Annotated in this window: 18 protein-coding genes; 8 read left to right on the forward strand and 10 right to left on the reverse strand. The window is 67.5% G+C overall.

The window, feature by feature from the left end:
- Positions 1-194 precede the first annotated feature (194 nt).
- The 5 genes from VD964_RS05460 to VD964_RS05480 all read right to left on the reverse strand — a co-directional run bounded on the left by VD964_RS05460 (position 195) and on the right by VD964_RS05480 (position 5,203).
- The gene (locus VD964_RS05460; protein ID WP_324866364.1) at positions 195-944 is read right to left on the reverse strand and encodes a flagellar hook assembly protein FlgD; all 750 of its coding nucleotides are present in this window, start codon (positions 942-944) and stop codon (positions 195-197) included.
- A 62-nt stretch (positions 945-1,006) separates the two neighbouring features.
- Positions 1,007-2,932 carry a flagellar hook-length control protein FliK gene (locus tag VD964_RS05465; protein WP_324866366.1) on the reverse strand — a complete coding sequence of 642 codons (1,926 nt, stop codon included), beginning with the start codon at positions 2,930-2,932 and terminating at the stop codon, positions 1,007-1,009.
- 297 nt (positions 2,933-3,229) lie between these two features.
- Complete coding sequence (locus VD964_RS05470; protein ID WP_324866368.1) at positions 3,230-3,739, reverse strand: flagellar basal-body protein; 510 nt, start codon at positions 3,737-3,739, stop codon at positions 3,230-3,232.
- Positions 3,732-4,055: a rod-binding protein gene (locus VD964_RS05475; RefSeq protein ID WP_149221908.1), complete on the reverse strand. Its 324-nt coding sequence runs from the start codon at positions 4,053-4,055 to the stop codon at positions 3,732-3,734. The genes VD964_RS05470 and VD964_RS05475 overlap by 8 nt, the downstream gene beginning before the upstream one ends.
- Positions 4,056-4,060: 5 nt before the next feature.
- Complete coding sequence (locus VD964_RS05480) at positions 4,061-5,203, reverse strand: flagellar basal body P-ring protein FlgI (RefSeq protein WP_324866371.1); 1,143 nt, start codon at positions 5,201-5,203, stop codon at positions 4,061-4,063.
- A 230-nt stretch (positions 5,204-5,433) separates the two neighbouring features.
- Between VD964_RS05480 and VD964_RS05485 the strand changes: the two genes are divergently transcribed.
- The 3 genes from VD964_RS05485 to VD964_RS05495 all read left to right on the forward strand — a co-directional run bounded on the left by VD964_RS05485 (position 5,434) and on the right by VD964_RS05495 (position 6,914).
- The gene (locus VD964_RS05485) at positions 5,434-5,859 is read left to right on the forward strand and encodes a flagellar assembly protein FliX (protein ID WP_324866373.1); all 426 of its coding nucleotides are present in this window, start codon (positions 5,434-5,436) and stop codon (positions 5,857-5,859) included.
- 189 nt (positions 5,860-6,048) lie between these two features.
- Complete coding sequence (dksA, locus tag VD964_RS05490) at positions 6,049-6,468, forward strand: RNA polymerase-binding protein DksA (protein WP_012974451.1); 420 nt, start codon at positions 6,049-6,051, stop codon at positions 6,466-6,468.
- A 227-nt stretch (positions 6,469-6,695) separates the two neighbouring features.
- Positions 6,696-6,914 (forward strand): DUF6494 family protein, encoded by a 219-nt coding sequence (locus VD964_RS05495; RefSeq protein ID WP_324866376.1) that lies wholly within the window; start codon positions 6,696-6,698, stop codon positions 6,912-6,914.
- A gap of 4 nt (positions 6,915-6,918) precedes the next feature.
- Here VD964_RS05495 and VD964_RS05500 read toward each other — a convergent pair whose 3' ends face one another.
- Positions 6,919-8,064, reverse strand: a complete 1,146-nt coding sequence (locus VD964_RS05500) for an ATP-grasp domain-containing protein (RefSeq protein ID WP_324866378.1) — start codon at positions 8,062-8,064, stop codon at positions 6,919-6,921.
- Positions 8,065-8,268: 204 nt separating this feature from the next.
- Here VD964_RS05500 and VD964_RS05505 point away from each other — a divergent pair, with 204 nt between their 5' ends.
- From VD964_RS05505 to VD964_RS05515, 3 genes are all read left to right on the forward strand, one after another.
- Positions 8,269-8,409 carry a DUF1289 domain-containing protein gene (locus VD964_RS05505; protein ID WP_324866380.1) on the forward strand — a complete coding sequence of 47 codons (141 nt, stop codon included), beginning with the start codon at positions 8,269-8,271 and terminating at the stop codon, positions 8,407-8,409.
- A 121-nt stretch (positions 8,410-8,530) separates the two neighbouring features.
- Positions 8,531-8,695 (forward strand): hypothetical protein, encoded by a 165-nt coding sequence (locus VD964_RS05510; protein ID WP_324866382.1) that lies wholly within the window; start codon positions 8,531-8,533, stop codon positions 8,693-8,695.
- A 265-nt stretch (positions 8,696-8,960) separates the two neighbouring features.
- Positions 8,961-9,161 carry a hypothetical protein gene (locus tag VD964_RS05515; RefSeq protein ID WP_324866384.1) on the forward strand — a complete coding sequence of 67 codons (201 nt, stop codon included), beginning with the start codon at positions 8,961-8,963 and terminating at the stop codon, positions 9,159-9,161.
- Between the two features lie 154 nt (positions 9,162-9,315).
- Here VD964_RS05515 and flgH read toward each other — a convergent pair whose 3' ends face one another.
- From flgH to flgF, 4 genes are read right to left on the reverse strand one after another with little or no spacing between them, the layout of a single operon-like run.
- Entirely contained in the window at positions 9,316-10,080 is a 765-nt protein-coding gene (flgH, locus tag VD964_RS05520) for a flagellar basal body L-ring protein FlgH (RefSeq protein ID WP_324866386.1), read from the reverse strand.
- A gap of 13 nt (positions 10,081-10,093) precedes the next feature.
- The gene (gene flgA / locus VD964_RS05525) at positions 10,094-10,861 is read right to left on the reverse strand and encodes a flagellar basal body P-ring formation chaperone FlgA (RefSeq protein WP_324866388.1); all 768 of its coding nucleotides are present in this window, start codon (positions 10,859-10,861) and stop codon (positions 10,094-10,096) included.
- Between the two features lie 51 nt (positions 10,862-10,912).
- Complete coding sequence (gene flgG, locus VD964_RS05530; RefSeq protein WP_324866390.1) at positions 10,913-11,698, reverse strand: flagellar basal-body rod protein FlgG; 786 nt, start codon at positions 11,696-11,698, stop codon at positions 10,913-10,915.
- A 31-nt stretch (positions 11,699-11,729) separates the two neighbouring features.
- Positions 11,730-12,452 (reverse strand): flagellar basal-body rod protein FlgF, encoded by a 723-nt coding sequence (flgF, locus tag VD964_RS05535; RefSeq protein WP_324866391.1) that lies wholly within the window; start codon positions 12,450-12,452, stop codon positions 11,730-11,732.
- Between the two features lie 529 nt (positions 12,453-12,981).
- On the opposite strand from flgF, the gene VD964_RS05540 reads away from it, so the two are divergent.
- A complete protein-coding gene (locus tag VD964_RS05540) occupies positions 12,982-13,533 on the forward strand; it encodes a flagellar basal body-associated FliL family protein (RefSeq protein WP_149221897.1) in 552 nt (183 codons plus the stop codon).
- A 28-nt stretch (positions 13,534-13,561) separates the two neighbouring features.
- A partial coding sequence (gene fliM, locus VD964_RS05545; RefSeq protein WP_324866394.1) for a flagellar motor switch protein FliM occupies positions 13,562-14,407 on the forward strand: 846 nt, incomplete at its 3' end.

Raw genomic sequence — 14,407 nt, forward strand, 5'->3', positions numbered from 1 at the left:
CGCTCCAACCCAAACTGTGGATTCCACGATTTCGGGGTACTTTAGGCGCCGGCACTTAACAAATGCCTAAACGATAGGGTTAACTTTTTATCGCGGGTTATCCCTTAACCCGAACGGACAGTCGGGGCGACGCGCTCGTCCGGCGGCCGGAGATGGCCGGCCGCCCCATGAGGAATGCCCGGCAGTAACGCCTGTCAGTAAACCGTGGTCAATTTAGACAGGGGGACTTCACGGGCGCCGATGTTCAGCACGGTTTCGCCGTCCTTGCTGTTGCCGATGCCGGCGACGGTGCCGAAGGTGTAGGTGGTCGTCTTGATGATATCGTCCTTGTTCTCGGCCACCGGTGCGACGTTCATCCTGTAGGCGCCCGGCTGCACGGCGCGGCCGTTGTTGTCCTTGAAGTCCCAGTTGACCGCATGCTTGGTCCCTGCGCCGGTTTCACCCTTCATGGAGCGGATGATGTTGCCCTTGTCGTCCAGGATGTCGACGCGGACCGACTTGGCGGAGGTCGCCAGCTCGTAGCCCAGCGGGGCCTGGGTCATGCCCTGGGTGTACTGGAAGCCGTCGCCCTCGAAGGCGACCATGCGGCCGAGATAGGCCAGGTTGGTGGAGGCGGTGCCGGCGGACTGCAACTGCACCAGCTTGTCCAGGCGGCTGTTGGTGCCGATGTTCTGCTCGACGTTGGCGAAATCGACCAGCTGCTTGGTCATGTCGTTGGTGTCGAGCGGCTTCAGCGGGTCCTGGTTCTTCATCTGCGTGGTCAGCATGGTGAGGAACGTCTGGAAATTGTCGCCCAGGCCCTTGGTGGCCGACGCCGTCTTGTCGGCATCGGTCTGCGGGGTCTTGGCCGTCTCGGTCGCCGTCTTCGACCCGGTCGACAAGCCGCCCGAATAGGTGCCGTACTTGTTCACGGTCGGGGTGGTGGTGGCGTTGGTCGTGGTCATGGCGGTCGTCCTTCGTGGCTCTTGCGGCCGGTGTCTTGAGTGCGGCGGGCGTGCTGCCGGGGTCAGGCGCGGATGTCGAGACGTCCATTGCCGAGCGTCGCGGTGTAGGCGGCGGTTTCGGACGCGTCCTGGTCGCCGCTTCCGTCGAGGCTGCGGCCGCGCCGGCCCGCTTCGTTCCCCTTGCCGTCGCCCCGCCCGTCATTGCCGAAGGGGTTGCCTTCGCCGCGCAGGCTGAAGTTCAGGCTGTTGGAGTCCGTCTGCAGTCCAGCCTCTTGCAAGGCGCGTTCCAGACCGCGGCTGTCACGCTGCAGAAGTTCGAGAGTCTGGGCTCTTTCCACCGCGACCATCGCGCTGACCCGGCCGTCGGCGCCGATGTCCAGCTTGATGTCGATCCGCCCTAGTTCGGCCGGGTGCAGGTTGATGGTGAACTGGTCGACCTCGTCGCCGACCTGCTTCTTGATATGGACGGCGATCTGGTCATGGACGCCCATCGGCATGCCGGCGCTGCCGCGCGACGGGCGCAGCGTCGCGGTCGCCTGCGGCTGGTCGATGCCGGGAATGCCGCCGGGAATGCTGCCATGCATCCCTTCCATGGCGGCCAGCGCCGGATGGGTGTGGACGCCGGCAGCGGCATGGGCCGAGCCCGCGACGGCGCCTGCGCCCTCGAGCCCCTCCAGCGCGCCGGTGGCCTTGGCGGCGGCCGACGCGGCAACCGTTTCCGCGACCGGAGGAACCGCCGGAGCGACGGCGGGCGGCTGCGGCATGGCCTGGGATTGGGCATCGTTCCGGCTGCCGCCATCGGCGCCGGTCTGCTTGCCGCCCTGCTTGGCCTCGCCGGACTTCGCCTTCGCGGCGGCGAGCAGGTCGGCGAAGCGATCGGGCAGGGCGGTGTCGTCGTCCGGCAGAGCCTCCGCCGCTTCCTCGCCGTTTCGGGTGGCGCCATCAACCCCGGTCAAGGCTGCAGCCTGGGCCTGCCGGGTGCCGTCTCCGTCCACGGGCTGTGCATCGGCGGCGCTCTTTGCCGCGGCATCCGCACCGGCCTGCGCCGCACCCGGGGGGCCGGCCGTGGCCTGAGCCTGGGCCAACTGGGCGGCCAGTTGGGCGGCGGGGTCGACGGCACCGGCCGTTGCGCCACCGGCGACCGCGCCAGCCGCCGCAACCGCCGCATCGCCGCCCTGGCCTCCATCGCCGGCCGTACCGGCGGCGGACTGGCCGGGCGCCGTCAATCCGGCGAGGATCAGGTCACTCGGCTGCGGGACCGGCGGCGGCAACGCCGGTTCCGCGGTGGCGGTCAGGGGCTGGTCGGCAGTCTGCTCTTCCGCTCCGGCATCCTCGGCGGGCGCGTCGCCGGTTCCGCCCCCCTCGGCCATCGCGGCGTCGATGTCCGCCTGTGCTGCCCCGACGTCCGCAACCGCCGCATCCGCCTGATCGCTCGCCTGCGCCTGATCGGCGCCGGCGGTCTCCGTGCCGATCTTCGCCGCATCGGACTTCACCGCATCGGATTTGGAGGTGGTGGCCTTGGCGGTGTCGGACTTGGAGCCATCGGCCTTGGAGCCATCGGCCTTGGCGGCATCCTTCGGCTTGTCGCTCCCGACCTGCTTGCGGTCGTCCTGACCGGCCTGGACCTCGCGGTCGCCGTCCGTCCTGGCGGCCTTCGGTTCCTGGGTCCGGGCAGGCTCGGCATCCGCATCGCTCCGGCGCGCGGCCTGGGCGCGGGTGTCGCGGCCGAGTTCGGGCTTGGGCTCCGCCCGGACCGGGGTCTTGCGCTGGGCGTCGGCGGTGCGGGCGTCGCGGGCCTCCTTCGCCTCGTTGGCGGAGTCGCGGGCGGCATCCGCGGCCTGCTCGCGCTTGCGCGCGGCGGCGTCGGCCAGCATGCGGTCCATCATCTTGGAGAACAGGTCGTTCTTCGCCGCCGTCCCCTGCGCCTGCTGGGACTGGCCGAGACCGTCGAACAAGGATGCGGCGATGTTGTTCGATTGGATATCCATGGAACGGCCTCTCAGGACGGCGGAGCGCACCGGCAGCGATGCGGCAAGATCAATGCAACGGGCGGGCCAACCGCCGGACGGGCTCCGCCGGGGTGCCGGGGAGGGGCAGGGCGGCAGTTCCGGCCCCATGGCATGGCCGCGACCGGCAAAAACGTCCCCCTGTGGGGTCTTTCTTGCCGCGGCGCCTTGCCGATGCCGGCTCACCGATCCCCGCAAAGAAAAAGGCCGCCTCCGATCGGGAGGCGGCCGTCCGAAACAACTCGGCAGTCACGGATGAAGGCTGTCGGCGAGCGTCGCTCAAAGCCGGGTGTTGAGCGCCGCCGAGGTGCGCGGGCCGCTCGGCGGCGGGGAATAGCCGCGGCCGCCGCCCATATGCGCGGCATAGGCGGTCGCGGGCGCCTTCTGCTGGCGGGTGATCACGGTGACCACGGTATCGACCATCACCTTCTGGGCCTCGCCGCCGATGCGCAGGGCCTCGGCATTGTCGGCGGTGGCGGCATAGAGCTTGCCGGTCGCCTCCTTCAGCGCCGTCTTCATCTCCGCAGGCAGCGCCATCAGCCCCTCGCGGTCGACGCGCAGCAGGCGGCTGATCTCCTCGTAGACCAGCGTCATCGGCTGCTTGTCCCGGACGATCTGGGCCAGTTCCTTCGCCGGTCGGCGGGCGCGGACGGCGGCGGCCTCGCGCTCCAGCAGGGCGGTCAGGCGGCCCATCAGCTCGATCAGGGCCACCGCGCGCTCCTGCGCATTCTTCGGCAGGTTGGCGGCCGGCTTGGACTGCTGGGGGAAACGGACGTCGACCTTATCCATGGCTGGCCTCCTGGGCGCGAAGAAGCTCTCCGTAAACCTGATTGGCGATGCCGAAGCCGCCGCGCTGGGTGATCTGCTTGCCGAACTGCTCGATCAGCATCGGGCGGAACATCTCCTCGCCGCGCCCGCCGCCGAAGGTCTCGTCGGTGCCGATCCCCTCGAACATCGGGCCCAGCATCTGCGAAATGAACTGGCTCTCGAACTCGTTGGCGGACTTGCGCAGCTGGGCAAGCTTTGCCGGGTCGGCCTTTGCCTCCAGATCGGAAATCCTTGCCTGGGTGCGCACGCCGAAACCGGCGGAAAGGGCGGAGCTCATGGACATCAGATCACCTCGATCTCGGCTTGCAGGGCTCCGGCGGCCTTGATCGACTGGAGAATGGCGATCATGTCACGCGGTCCTACGCCAAGCGCATTCAAGGACTGTACCAACTCCTGCAGCGTCACCCCGGCATTCATCACGGCGAGGCGGTTGTTGGACTGGTCGTCAACCTGGATGTCGGTGCGCGGCACCACCGCGGTCTGGCCCTGGCTGAAGGGGCCGGGTTGGCTGACCTGCGGGGTTTCGGTGATGCGGATGGTCAGGTTGCCCTGGGCGATGGCGACGGTGGAGATGCGGACATTCTCCCCCATCACGATCACGCCGGACTTCTCGTCCACCACCACGCGGGCGACCTGATCGGGTGTGATGCGCAGCTGTTCGATCTCCGTCACCAGCCCGACCACGTCGCCGCGCCGCGTCTCCGGCACGTTGATCAGGACGGAGGACGGGTCGGTCGCCTGGGCGCGGTTGCCGCGCAGCTGGATGTTGATGGCGGTCGCCACGCGCTGGGCGGTGGTGAAGTCGGGATTGCGCAAGGACAGGCGCAGGACCGGCAGCTCTGCCAGCGAGAACTGGATTTCCCGCTCCACGATGGCGCCGGAGGAGATGCGGCCGGAGGTCGGCACGCCCCGCGTCACGCTGGCCCCCTGGCCCTGGGCGGAGAAGCCCGACACCGCGATCGGCCCCTGCGCCACGGCATAGACCTCGCCGTCGGCGCCGATCATCGGGGTGACCAGCAGGGTGCCGCCCAGCAGGCTCTTGGCGTCGCCCATCGCCGACACGGTGACGTCGATGCGCGTGCCCTGGGCCGAGTAGGCGCCCAGCGTCGCCGTCACCATCACCGCCGCCACGTTCTTGGTGCGCAGGTTGGTGCCGCGGGTGTTGACGCCCATCCGCTCCAGCATGCCGGTCAGGCTCTGTTCGGTGAAGGGCGAGTTGTTCAGGCTGTCGCCGGTGCCGTTCAGGCCAACCACCAGCCCGTAGCCGATCAGCATGTTGTCGCGCACACCCTCCACATCGACGATGTCCTTGATACGGGCGGACGCGGCGATTGCCGGTGCCGCCTGGACACCGAGCGCCAGCAGGGCGGTCAGCACGACCATGACGGTGCGGCGGCGCAGAAGGCGAAGGGTGGTGGGGATCATGACGCGGACACTCCTGAACTCGTGCCCGGTCCTATACAAACGCCGTGCCAGATGCGGCGGACGGCCGCTTTCGGTCATTGCCCTGAAAAACGCCCGGAAGATGACGCGTTTCGGTCACAGCCGCCCGGCAATTTTTGCCCGATTGCGGCAAGCCTTGACCGGATGTTAAGGTTGATCCATCTACAGTGCGCGCGTTTACGCATCCTTTACTGCAAACGGTTGCACGGATCATGAAAGTCGAAGGCACCGGAAACATACGCGGCAGCGGTTCGGTTCGCCGCACCGGGAAGGCCGAAGGCTCGTCCGGCGCCGCGTTCTCCAAGCAGCTGGTGGGAGAGACCGGCTCCGCCCACGGGGTCAGCGGCACCGCCGCGACGGCCGGGATCGCGGGCGTGCTGGCCCTGCAGGAGGTCGACGCGACCGACGACGCCACCGCGCGTGCGTCGCGCGGCAAGATGCGGGCCGAAGAGATGCTTGACCGGCTGGAGGAAATCCAGCACGGCCTGCTGTCCGGCACCCTGTCGGTCCAGAAGCTGGTGGATCTCGCCAAGGTGGTCCAATCGCGCCGCGCCCAGGTCGACGACCCCGGCCTGGCCGAGATTCTCGACGAGATCGACCTGCGCGCGCAGGTGGAACTGGCGAAGCTCACCTCCTGACCTGCCGGCGGCCATCCGGCCGCCTCACGCGCCCCGGTTGGGGCGGCGGATTCGCCACGGTCACAAATCTTTTTTATTCCAAGGGCTTGTTTGGTCGTTGCGGGGGCGAACCATAGGGTTGCGGTCCTGACGTGGCGTGCCTATACTCCGCGCCGCCCGGATCACCCCTTTTTCGCTGGATGCTTTCGGATGACGTCGCCGCTTCTGCCCCAGAACTATTCCCCGTCGGAAGACGAGGAGTTCATGAACCCGATCATGCGGGAGTATTTCCGCCAGAAGCTGCTGCGCTGGCGCGCGGAACTGCTCGCGGAATCCACCGGCACGCTGAACAGCCTCCAGGAAGGCGGTATCCAGGAACCGGATATCGCCGACCGCGCCTCGGCGGAGACCGACCGCGCGCTGGAACTGCGCACCCGTGACCGCGAACGCAAGCTGATCTCCAAGATCGACGCGGCGCTGGAGCGCCTCGTCGACGGCAGCTACGGCTATTGCGAGGAGACGGGCGACCCCATCTCCGTCCGCCGGCTGGATGCCCGCCCGATCGCGACGCTGAGCCTGGAAGCCCAGGAACGGCACGAGCGGATGGAACGGACCCAGCGCGACGACTGACGCCGCGCGGCCGCAAGGGACTGTTGCCACCCGTCCCGGTCGCCGGCGGCTCATCCCTGCGCTATCGCTGCCGCCGTCACGCCGTTCTGGCAAAGGCATCGGTCATCCCGACCGGTGCCTTTGGCATGTGCGCAGCGGGCGTGCGATTGGGCGGGCGGAACCAAAGCCAGCCCTCCGGGGTTCGGAACGGCACGGCATACGGCGGTTCCGACTCCGGGGGACGATCCATGGACAACGAGACCTTCAACCTCGACCTGCGCAAGTTCCTGAAGCAGGTCGGCGTGACCTCCCAGCGGGAAATCGAACTGGCCGTCGGCCGCGCACTGGCGGACGGCCGGTTGGACGGAGTGACGTCGCTGCCCGTCCGCGTGGTCCTGACCGTCGACGGCATCGGCCTGACGCACGAGGTCACCGGCGACCTGTCGCTGGAAAAACCGCCGGGGTGAGGCGTCAGGCGGAGTGGAGCTGCGGGGTGATGCTGAGGATCGCCGCGGTCATCCTGCGTTCGTTCCACGGCACGTCATGGTGGGCCAACTTGAGATAGCGGCTGTTGGGATCGCGGACCCATTCCGCCGGAAACAGGGCGATCGGCACGGCCACGCTCCGCCCGACGTTGCAGTCATAGGGGCGGCCTTCCAGGGCACAGGCCATTGCCCGGCACAGGTCGGCTCCCACCAGACCGCCGAGATGGCTGGTCTGGGTGGGACGGGCGTTGAATTCCAGGAAGACCGGCGGGCTGCCATCCTCCGGCAGGATCGCGTCGATGCCGCCGAAGCCGGAATAGCCGGTCATCTCCACCACACGGCGCGCGATGTCGATCAATGCGGGATGGTCTCCCACCTCGATCACGGACGCCGGACCGAAGGGCTCCGGCTGATGGTGAAGCGTGGTGTAGGCGAATCCCTCCAGCATCCGGCCGTGCAGCGCGCTGAACGATACCGATGCCGCCGGCCCCCGGATGAACTCCTGCGCGACAATTTTACCGTCTGTGGGCATCGCGGAGCCGTCTTCCCGTCGGCCGGTCACGGCCTGCGCCACAAGCTCCAGCGCCTCCCGGGGGCAGCCGGCCAGTTGAATCCCGCATCCGGCCGAGCTGTAGTCCCGCTTCAACAGCAGCGGCGTGCCAAGTCCGGCCAGATCGGCGACGCTGGTCTCACCGGGAGCGACGATGATCTGCCGTGGCGTGCGGATCCCGGCGGCGGCGGCCTGCTGCACGCAGTGCGATCGCACCGTCTCCCAGCATTGGCCTGCGTACCACGCCCCGACCATGCGAAGACACCGCGCATCGGCACTGTCGACCGGCACCTGCTCCAGCAGCCGGCTGGCGGAGCTCAACACTCTGACGGCCCTTTCCTCGCAGGCGATCACGATATCGGCGCGAAGCTGTGCCGCGGCCCTTGCGGTGATCACGGTCAGGTCGTCGGGACCGAAGCCGGCGGGAAAGCAGTGCCTGCCGTCGATGCTGTCGCTGAACTCCAGCAGGGAGTTTTGCGGACAAATGGCAAAGACGCGAAAACCCGCAGCCTTCAGGGCCGCCGGCATTCGTGCCGTTCCGTGACGATACATCGCGCAGGACACCAGCAGAGCCGTCGGCATGAATACCTTCGTAATCGGTGGGCTACGCTGAAGGTTTAGCGCCATGGTCCTTGTGCCGCAATCCGAGGCACCCCACCGAAGGGCAGCTATGCATACCGGGATAGGTCGCCTCACGGCAATCCAAGTTGGCGCACATCTTGAGGAGCGAGGGGCTTTCGGCTAGGGATGGAACCGCGTTACCACCAGCCGGAAAGGCCTGACCGCATGAGCGACGATCCCGATTGCCTGGGCATGTGCGCCATCGACGGCGATGTCTGCACCGGCTGCGGCCGCACTCTGGACCAGATCAACGCCGCTCTGGACCGCGCCGACACCGACCGCGAGACCGATCCGCCGACCGGCTGAGATCGCCACCGGCCGCCCCGCCGGCTCCCCCGCCGGCCCCCCCGCCGGATAGTCGCGACGATCCGGTGCCTGTGCTGTTTCCTCATCATCGCCAATCCATACGCGACCGAGGAGCACCAACATGGCCGATCAACCCGACAAGCAGCAAACCGACGCCCAGCGCGACGACCTGCAGAAGCCCGCAGGCGATACCGACAAGACCGAAGGCGGCAAGATCGACAGCCGCACCGCGAAGGCCCAGGAGGAAGCTGCCAAGGACCGCGCCCGCGAAGGCGGCTACCAGTAAGCAGCACAAACGCGGCTGACGAACGGGGGCACCCCTGCGGGACGACCCCGTTCGCCTGTCGCCCATCGGCGCCGCCTGGACAGTCGTCAGCCCCTCTGCCAAAATCCCGTTGCGCCGAAGGGATGGCGTTGTTCGACACCTATTCGATGCAGGGGAATGTGAACCCTCATACCGGTGGCATGCTCACGGCCAGTTTCTCTGCCGCTCCTGCCTATCTGCAGGCTCCGACCACCCAACGGGTGGCTTGCTACGGCTATGGGGAACAATGACCGGCATTCTGGCCCGCCTCGGCAACGTCCTCTACTGGACAGGCTGTGGGATCGCCGCCCTGATTCTCCTCTTCGCTGCGGCCATGGCAACCGAGCTCGAGAGCGGGCAGAAGTGGAACGCGCTGTCCATCGCGCTGATGGCGGTCGTGCCGTGGCTGCTCGGCCGCGCCTGTCGCTATGTGCTGGCCGGGCGGTAGGGGGATGAAGCTCCGGCGCATCTTGAGGTGAGGCCACGTCACGGCAACATCGCCCCGGCACAACCCGCCGGGCGGCAGGATCTTCCCATCCGGCAGGGATGCGCACGAGCAAAGCGCCCACGCCGCATCCCCGCCATCACTCCGCGGACAATCCTCAGAACGGCATGATGATGTCGTACAGCTGCTGGCCATAGCGCGGCTGCTGAACGTCGCTGATCTGGCCGCGGCCGCCGTAGGAGATGCGGGCCTCCGCGATCTTCTCGTAGCTGATGGTGTTCTGGGCGGTTATGTCCTCGGGACGGATCACGCCGTGGATCTGCAGGTCGCGGACTTCGAAATTCACCCGGACTTCCTGGCGGCCCTGGATGACGAGGTTGCCGTTGGGCAGGGACTGCGTCACCAGCGCCGCGACCTTCAGGTCGATCTGCTCGTTGCGGTCGACCGAGCCCTTGCCGTCGTTCGAGCTGTTGCTGGTCAGGTCCACCAGGTTGGCGGCCGATGCGCCGGCCGGCAGGACGCGGCTCAGCGTACCGGCTTCCAGACCGAACAGGCTCGGCATGCCGGCATCCTCGGAATTGGCGCGCGACCGCTTGCTGGAGTTGGCGACCTTGGCGCTGTCGTCGATCGAGATGTTGATGGTCAGGATGTCGCCCACCTTGTTGGCGCGCTGGTCCTTGAAGAAAGCCTTCGAACCGTTCCGCCACAGCGAGTTCGGGTTGCGCTCCGTCGGCAGCGGGGTCGGCATCGGCAGGCTGACCGGCTGGTAGCCGGGCTTGGCCTGCGGGTCCTGGATGGTGGACAGCTCCGGCGCCTTGCCGATGTCGGCGATGCGCGAGGCGGCACCGCAGGCGGTCAGCGAGGTGGCGGCGGCGGCGATCATCGCGAAGCGGATCAGGCGGGCGGTCTTGGTGGCGGACATTGGAGCTTTCTCCTCACTGCGCGATGGTGCCGGGCTTTGCCACGGCGACGACGTTGGGGCCTGCGACCGTCGCTTCGACGATGCGGTTGGATTGGGTGTTCACGACGCGGATGACTTCGCCCTTGCCGCCGTCCTGCAGGGCCTTGCCCTGGGTGGTCAGCGTCATGGACGGCGTCGACAGGGTGATGGTGACCAGGGCTCCCTTGTCGATCATGCGCGGCGATTGCAGGTCGCGCAGGCGGACGGGCTGGTTGGTGGACACGCCGCGCCGGGGCGTCATGCCGATCAGCTGGGCGTCGGTGGCGGCGGTGTCGCTGGTGGTCTGGTCGGCGCGCACGTCCTGCCAGTCTATGTCGCCCGGGCCGATGATGTCGCCCGGGATGACGCGGCGCGACAGCACCGGAATCTGCACCACGCCGAAGGCGCGGCCCGACACCGGCAGGCGGATCTGGCTGCCCGTCACCACGATCTCGGCGGCGAAGCGGCCCTGGACCGGGCTGTAATAGAGGTTCTCCACCGCCAGCCCGCCGGCGCCCTGGGGCGCCCGCAGCTCCGCCGCGCGGCTGTCCAGTTCCATCTGGAGCCGGCCGACGGTGACCACCCGCGACAGGGCGTCCGACAGCACAGCCTCGACATGCGGCATGCCGTAGACGACGTCCGGAACCGGCGCCGTCGCACCCGCGGCCGGAGCCGTGGCGGCCTGCACTGCGACCGGGGCGGTCAGCAGGGCGGCGCCGAGGATCAGGGCGGGCAGGCGGCGGGCGGCGAGGTGGCGGATCATGGCGGTGGTTCCCGAATTCGAGGCTGAGGCGAGGCGCCGGCGGTGCCGCCGTTACCTCATCTGGCTGGCCTGCTGCATCATCTCGTCGGTGGTCTTGATGACCTTGGAGTTCATCTCGTACGCGCGCTGTGCGGTGATCAGGGTGGTGATCTCCTGCACGACGTTGACGTTGGAGGTCTCCAGGGCACCCTGGGTGACGCGGCCGAAGCCGGGGGCGCCAGGGTTGCCGGTCACGGCCTGGCCGGAGGCGCCGGATTCCATGAACAGGTTGTCGCCGGTGGCTTCCAGACCGGCGGCGTTGGCGAAGGTGGCGAGCTGGAGCTGCCCGACGTTCTGCGTGGCGGTCTGGCCGTCCAGCTTGATCAGCACCTCGCCCGACGAGTTGATGGAGATGTCCACCGCGTTGGTCGGGACGGTGATGTTCGGCTGGATCGGATAGCCGTCGGCGGTGACGATCATGCCCTCGGGCGACAGCTTGAAGTTGCCGGCGCGGGTGTAGGCGGTGTCGCCGCTGGGCAGCGTCACCTGGAAGTAACCCGACCCGTTGATCGCCACGTCCAGCTTGTTGTCGGTGATGTTCAGGTTGCCCTGTTCCAGCACCCGGGCCACCGCGGCGACGCGCACGCCGGCACCCACCTGGACGCCGGTCGGCACGATGGTGCCGGCATCCGACGAGGTCGAGCCGATGCGGCGGAAATTCTGGTACAGCAGGTCCTGGAACTCGGCCCGCTGCTTCTTGTAGCCGGTGGTGGTCGAGTTGGCGATGTTGTTGGAGATCGTCTCGACGTTGAGCTGCTGGGCGATCATGCCGGTGGCGCCGATGGCGAGGCTGCGCATGGTGGTGTTCTCCTCTCGTCGTCGGTCTGGTTCAGACGCTGCGGCCCAGCCGCTGAAGCATCGTGCGGATGCGCTCGTGTTCGTTGTCGATCATCTTCTGAGCCGACATGTACTGGCGCTGGAGCTCGATCATCTGCGTCATCTCGACCACTGGCTTCACGTTGGAACCTTCTAGCAATCCCTGTGCCACTTTGGTCTCGACCGGGGCGGGCTCGGGCTGCTCGTCGCTGACATACAGGCCGCTGCCGACTTCGGTCATCAGCTGCTCGTTCTTGAAAGTGACGATGTTCAGCTTGCCCACCGGGCCCAGCTCGGTGGCGACGGTGCCGTCGCCGCTGACCTTCACGTCGCCGGTGCCGGCCGGGATGGTGATCGGCTGGCCGTTGTTGGCCAGGACCGGCAGGCCGCCGGCATCCACCAGCTGGCGCTGGTCGTTCAGGCGGAAATTGCCGGCGCGGGTGTAACGGGGGCCGCTGGCGGTATCGACGGTGAAGTAACCCTGACCGGTCAGCGCCAGATCCAGCGGATTGCCGGTCTGGGTCATGGCGCCGTTGGACAGGTCGCGCACCACCGCGCGGTCCTGGACGAAGCTGACCTTCTCGTGCAGGCCGGGCTTTTCCAGGAATTCGGTGAACAGCATCCGCTGGTTCTTGTAGCCGGTCGTGTTCACGTTCGCGATGTTGTTCGACGTCACGTCCAGCTGGCGCCGCAGGGCCATCTGGTGCGACAGGGCGACGTAGATCGAATTTTCCATCTTGCGGCCTCTTCACCTTGCGAACGGATCGGGCGACTGCATCCGACCGGCGAAAGGGGTATTGCAGATGCCGTGCCAACTTCAACGAAGCCTGGAAAGACGCGGAGTCCGGGCCAGCCGGGGGCGATCCCGCCGCATGGGGCAGGGGATGCCGGGCAGAATCTGCCGGGACGGCGGCGAAGCTTGCCGGGTTCCACCGGGCAAGATTCTCCCGTTCCCGCCGCAGGGGAGCGGCGGCGGGGCGATGGGCGGCGGCCCGGCCGGTCCGAACGGACGGCTGGCCGCAACGGGGGCAAGTCCGAACGTGGCCGTGCCTGGTACGGCCGGGCGGTGGCGGACTGCCGGGCAGGCCCAATCAAGAACCGTGCCGAAACGGCCACAACAGGGTGAAACCTGCTCGTCCGGGGTGTCCCATCAGCCACTCGAAAGGAGTTATTAACTATCCCAAAAGTAGCTTTGGCATGGACAGACGGTAGGGCGGGCGGCGGATGCCTGCACCTGTTGCGCACCTCGAACGATCCAGGATGTCATGGCTGCCGAAACCGACGCCGGCGAACTTTCGACCGACGGCCTGCCGCGGAAGAAGTTCAGCGGCAAGAAGCTGGTTCTGTTCGTCGTCCTTCCCCTGGTCCTGCTGATCGGCGCCGGTGCCGGCGTCTATTTCTCCGGCCTGCTCGACGGCCTGCTGGGCAAGGAGGAACAGGCGGCGGAGGGTGAGCATGCCGCGGCGGAGGGCGAACACAAGGCGGAGCCCGGCAAGCCGGATCCGCATGCGGCTCCCGTCTTCTACGACCTGCCGGACATGCTGGTGAACCTGAACACCGGCAACAAGCGTCCGGCCTTCCTGAAGATCAAGATCTCCATCCAGCTGTCGAAGCCGGAGGATGTCGGTGCGGTCGAACATGTGCTGCCGCGCATCATCGACAATTTCCAGGTCTATCTGCGCGAATTGCGGCTGGAGGATTTGCGCGGGTCGGCCGGCATGTACCGGCTGCGCCAGGAACTGCTTCTGCGCATCACCGCCGCCGCCTATCCGGTGAAGGTGAAGGACGTGCTGTTCAAGGAAATGCTGGTCCAGTGAGGGCCCGGTCAGGTGGGGATGTGGACCGATGAGCGATACCGGTGAACTGAGCGAGGAAGAACGGCTTGCCGCCGAATGGGCCGCATTGGCCGAGGACAGCGGCGATGTCGGCGACATGGGCGGCGGCGGGTCGACGCGCGTCCTGAACCAGGACGAGATCGACAGCCTGCTGGGCTTCGACCAGGGCGGCGCCGGCGACGGCGACAACTCCGGCATCATGGCGCTGGTCAACTCGGCGCTGGTCAACTACGAACGCCTGCCCATGCTGGAGGTGGTCTTCGACCGCCTCGTCCGCATGATGTCCACCTCGCTCCGCAACTTCACCTCCGACAATGTCGAGGTCAGCCTCGACCAGATTTCCTCGGTCCGTTTCGGCGACTACCTGAACTCCATTCCGCTGCCGGCGATGCTGTCGGTCTTCAAGGCGGAGGAGTGGGACAATTACGGCCTGATGGTCGTCGACTCCGCGCTGATCTATTCCATCGTCGACGTTCTGCTGGGCGGCCGGCGCGGCACGGCGGCGATGCGCATCGAAGGCCGTCCCTACACCACCATCGAACGCAACCTCGTGGAACGCATGGTCCATGTGGTGCTGTCCGACCTGTCCGCCGCCTTCGATCCGCTGTCGCCCGTCACCTTCCGCTTCGACCGGCTGGAGACCAACCCGCGCTTCGCCACCATCGCGCGGCCCGCCAACGCGGCGGTGCTGGTCAAGCTGCGCATCGACATGGAGGATCGCGGCGGCCGGCTGGAGCTGATGATCCCCTACGCGACGCTGGAGCCGGTGCGTGAGCTGCTGCTCCAGATGTTCATGGGCGAGAAGTTCGGCCGTGACTCGATCTGGGAAACCCACCTGGCCTCGGAACTGATGGTG

Source organism: Azospirillum sp., from assembly GCF_035628975.1.
Lineage (GTDB): Bacteria > Pseudomonadota > Alphaproteobacteria > Azospirillales > Azospirillaceae > Azospirillum.

Excerpts from the sequence above, each read along its gene's own strand:
- VD964_RS05460 (WP_324866364.1), bottom strand. The coding sequence starts at position 944 with ATGACCACGACCAACGCCACCACCACCCCGACCGTGAACAAGTACGGC.
- VD964_RS05465 (WP_324866366.1), bottom strand. The coding sequence starts at position 2,932 with ATGGATATCCAATCGAACAACATCGCCGCATCCTTGTTCGACGGTCTC.
- VD964_RS05470 (WP_324866368.1), bottom strand. The coding sequence starts at position 3,739 with ATGGATAAGGTCGACGTCCGTTTCCCCCAGCAGTCCAAGCCGGCCGCC.
- VD964_RS05475 (WP_149221908.1), bottom strand. The coding sequence starts at position 4,055 with ATGAGCTCCGCCCTTTCCGCCGGTTTCGGCGTGCGCACCCAGGCAAGG.
- VD964_RS05480 (WP_324866371.1), bottom strand. The coding sequence starts at position 5,203 with ATGATCCCCACCACCCTTCGCCTTCTGCGCCGCCGCACCGTCATGGTC.
- VD964_RS05485 (WP_324866373.1), top strand. The coding sequence starts at position 5,434 with ATGAAAGTCGAAGGCACCGGAAACATACGCGGCAGCGGTTCGGTTCGC.
- dksA (WP_012974451.1), top strand. The coding sequence starts at position 6,049 with ATGACGTCGCCGCTTCTGCCCCAGAACTATTCCCCGTCGGAAGACGAG.
- VD964_RS05495 (WP_324866376.1), top strand. The coding sequence starts at position 6,696 with ATGGACAACGAGACCTTCAACCTCGACCTGCGCAAGTTCCTGAAGCAG.
- VD964_RS05500 (WP_324866378.1), bottom strand. The coding sequence starts at position 8,064 with ATGCCGACGGCTCTGCTGGTGTCCTGCGCGATGTATCGTCACGGAACG.
- VD964_RS05505 (WP_324866380.1), top strand. The coding sequence starts at position 8,269 with ATGAGCGACGATCCCGATTGCCTGGGCATGTGCGCCATCGACGGCGAT.
- VD964_RS05510 (WP_324866382.1), top strand. The coding sequence starts at position 8,531 with ATGGCCGATCAACCCGACAAGCAGCAAACCGACGCCCAGCGCGACGAC.
- VD964_RS05515 (WP_324866384.1), top strand. The coding sequence starts at position 8,961 with ATGACCGGCATTCTGGCCCGCCTCGGCAACGTCCTCTACTGGACAGGC.
- flgH (WP_324866386.1), bottom strand. The coding sequence starts at position 10,080 with ATGTCCGCCACCAAGACCGCCCGCCTGATCCGCTTCGCGATGATCGCC.
- flgA (WP_324866388.1), bottom strand. The coding sequence starts at position 10,861 with ATGATCCGCCACCTCGCCGCCCGCCGCCTGCCCGCCCTGATCCTCGGC.
- flgG (WP_324866390.1), bottom strand. The coding sequence starts at position 11,698 with ATGCGCAGCCTCGCCATCGGCGCCACCGGCATGATCGCCCAGCAGCTC.
- flgF (WP_324866391.1), bottom strand. The coding sequence starts at position 12,452 with ATGGAAAATTCGATCTACGTCGCCCTGTCGCACCAGATGGCCCTGCGG.
- VD964_RS05540 (WP_149221897.1), top strand. The coding sequence starts at position 12,982 with ATGGCTGCCGAAACCGACGCCGGCGAACTTTCGACCGACGGCCTGCCG.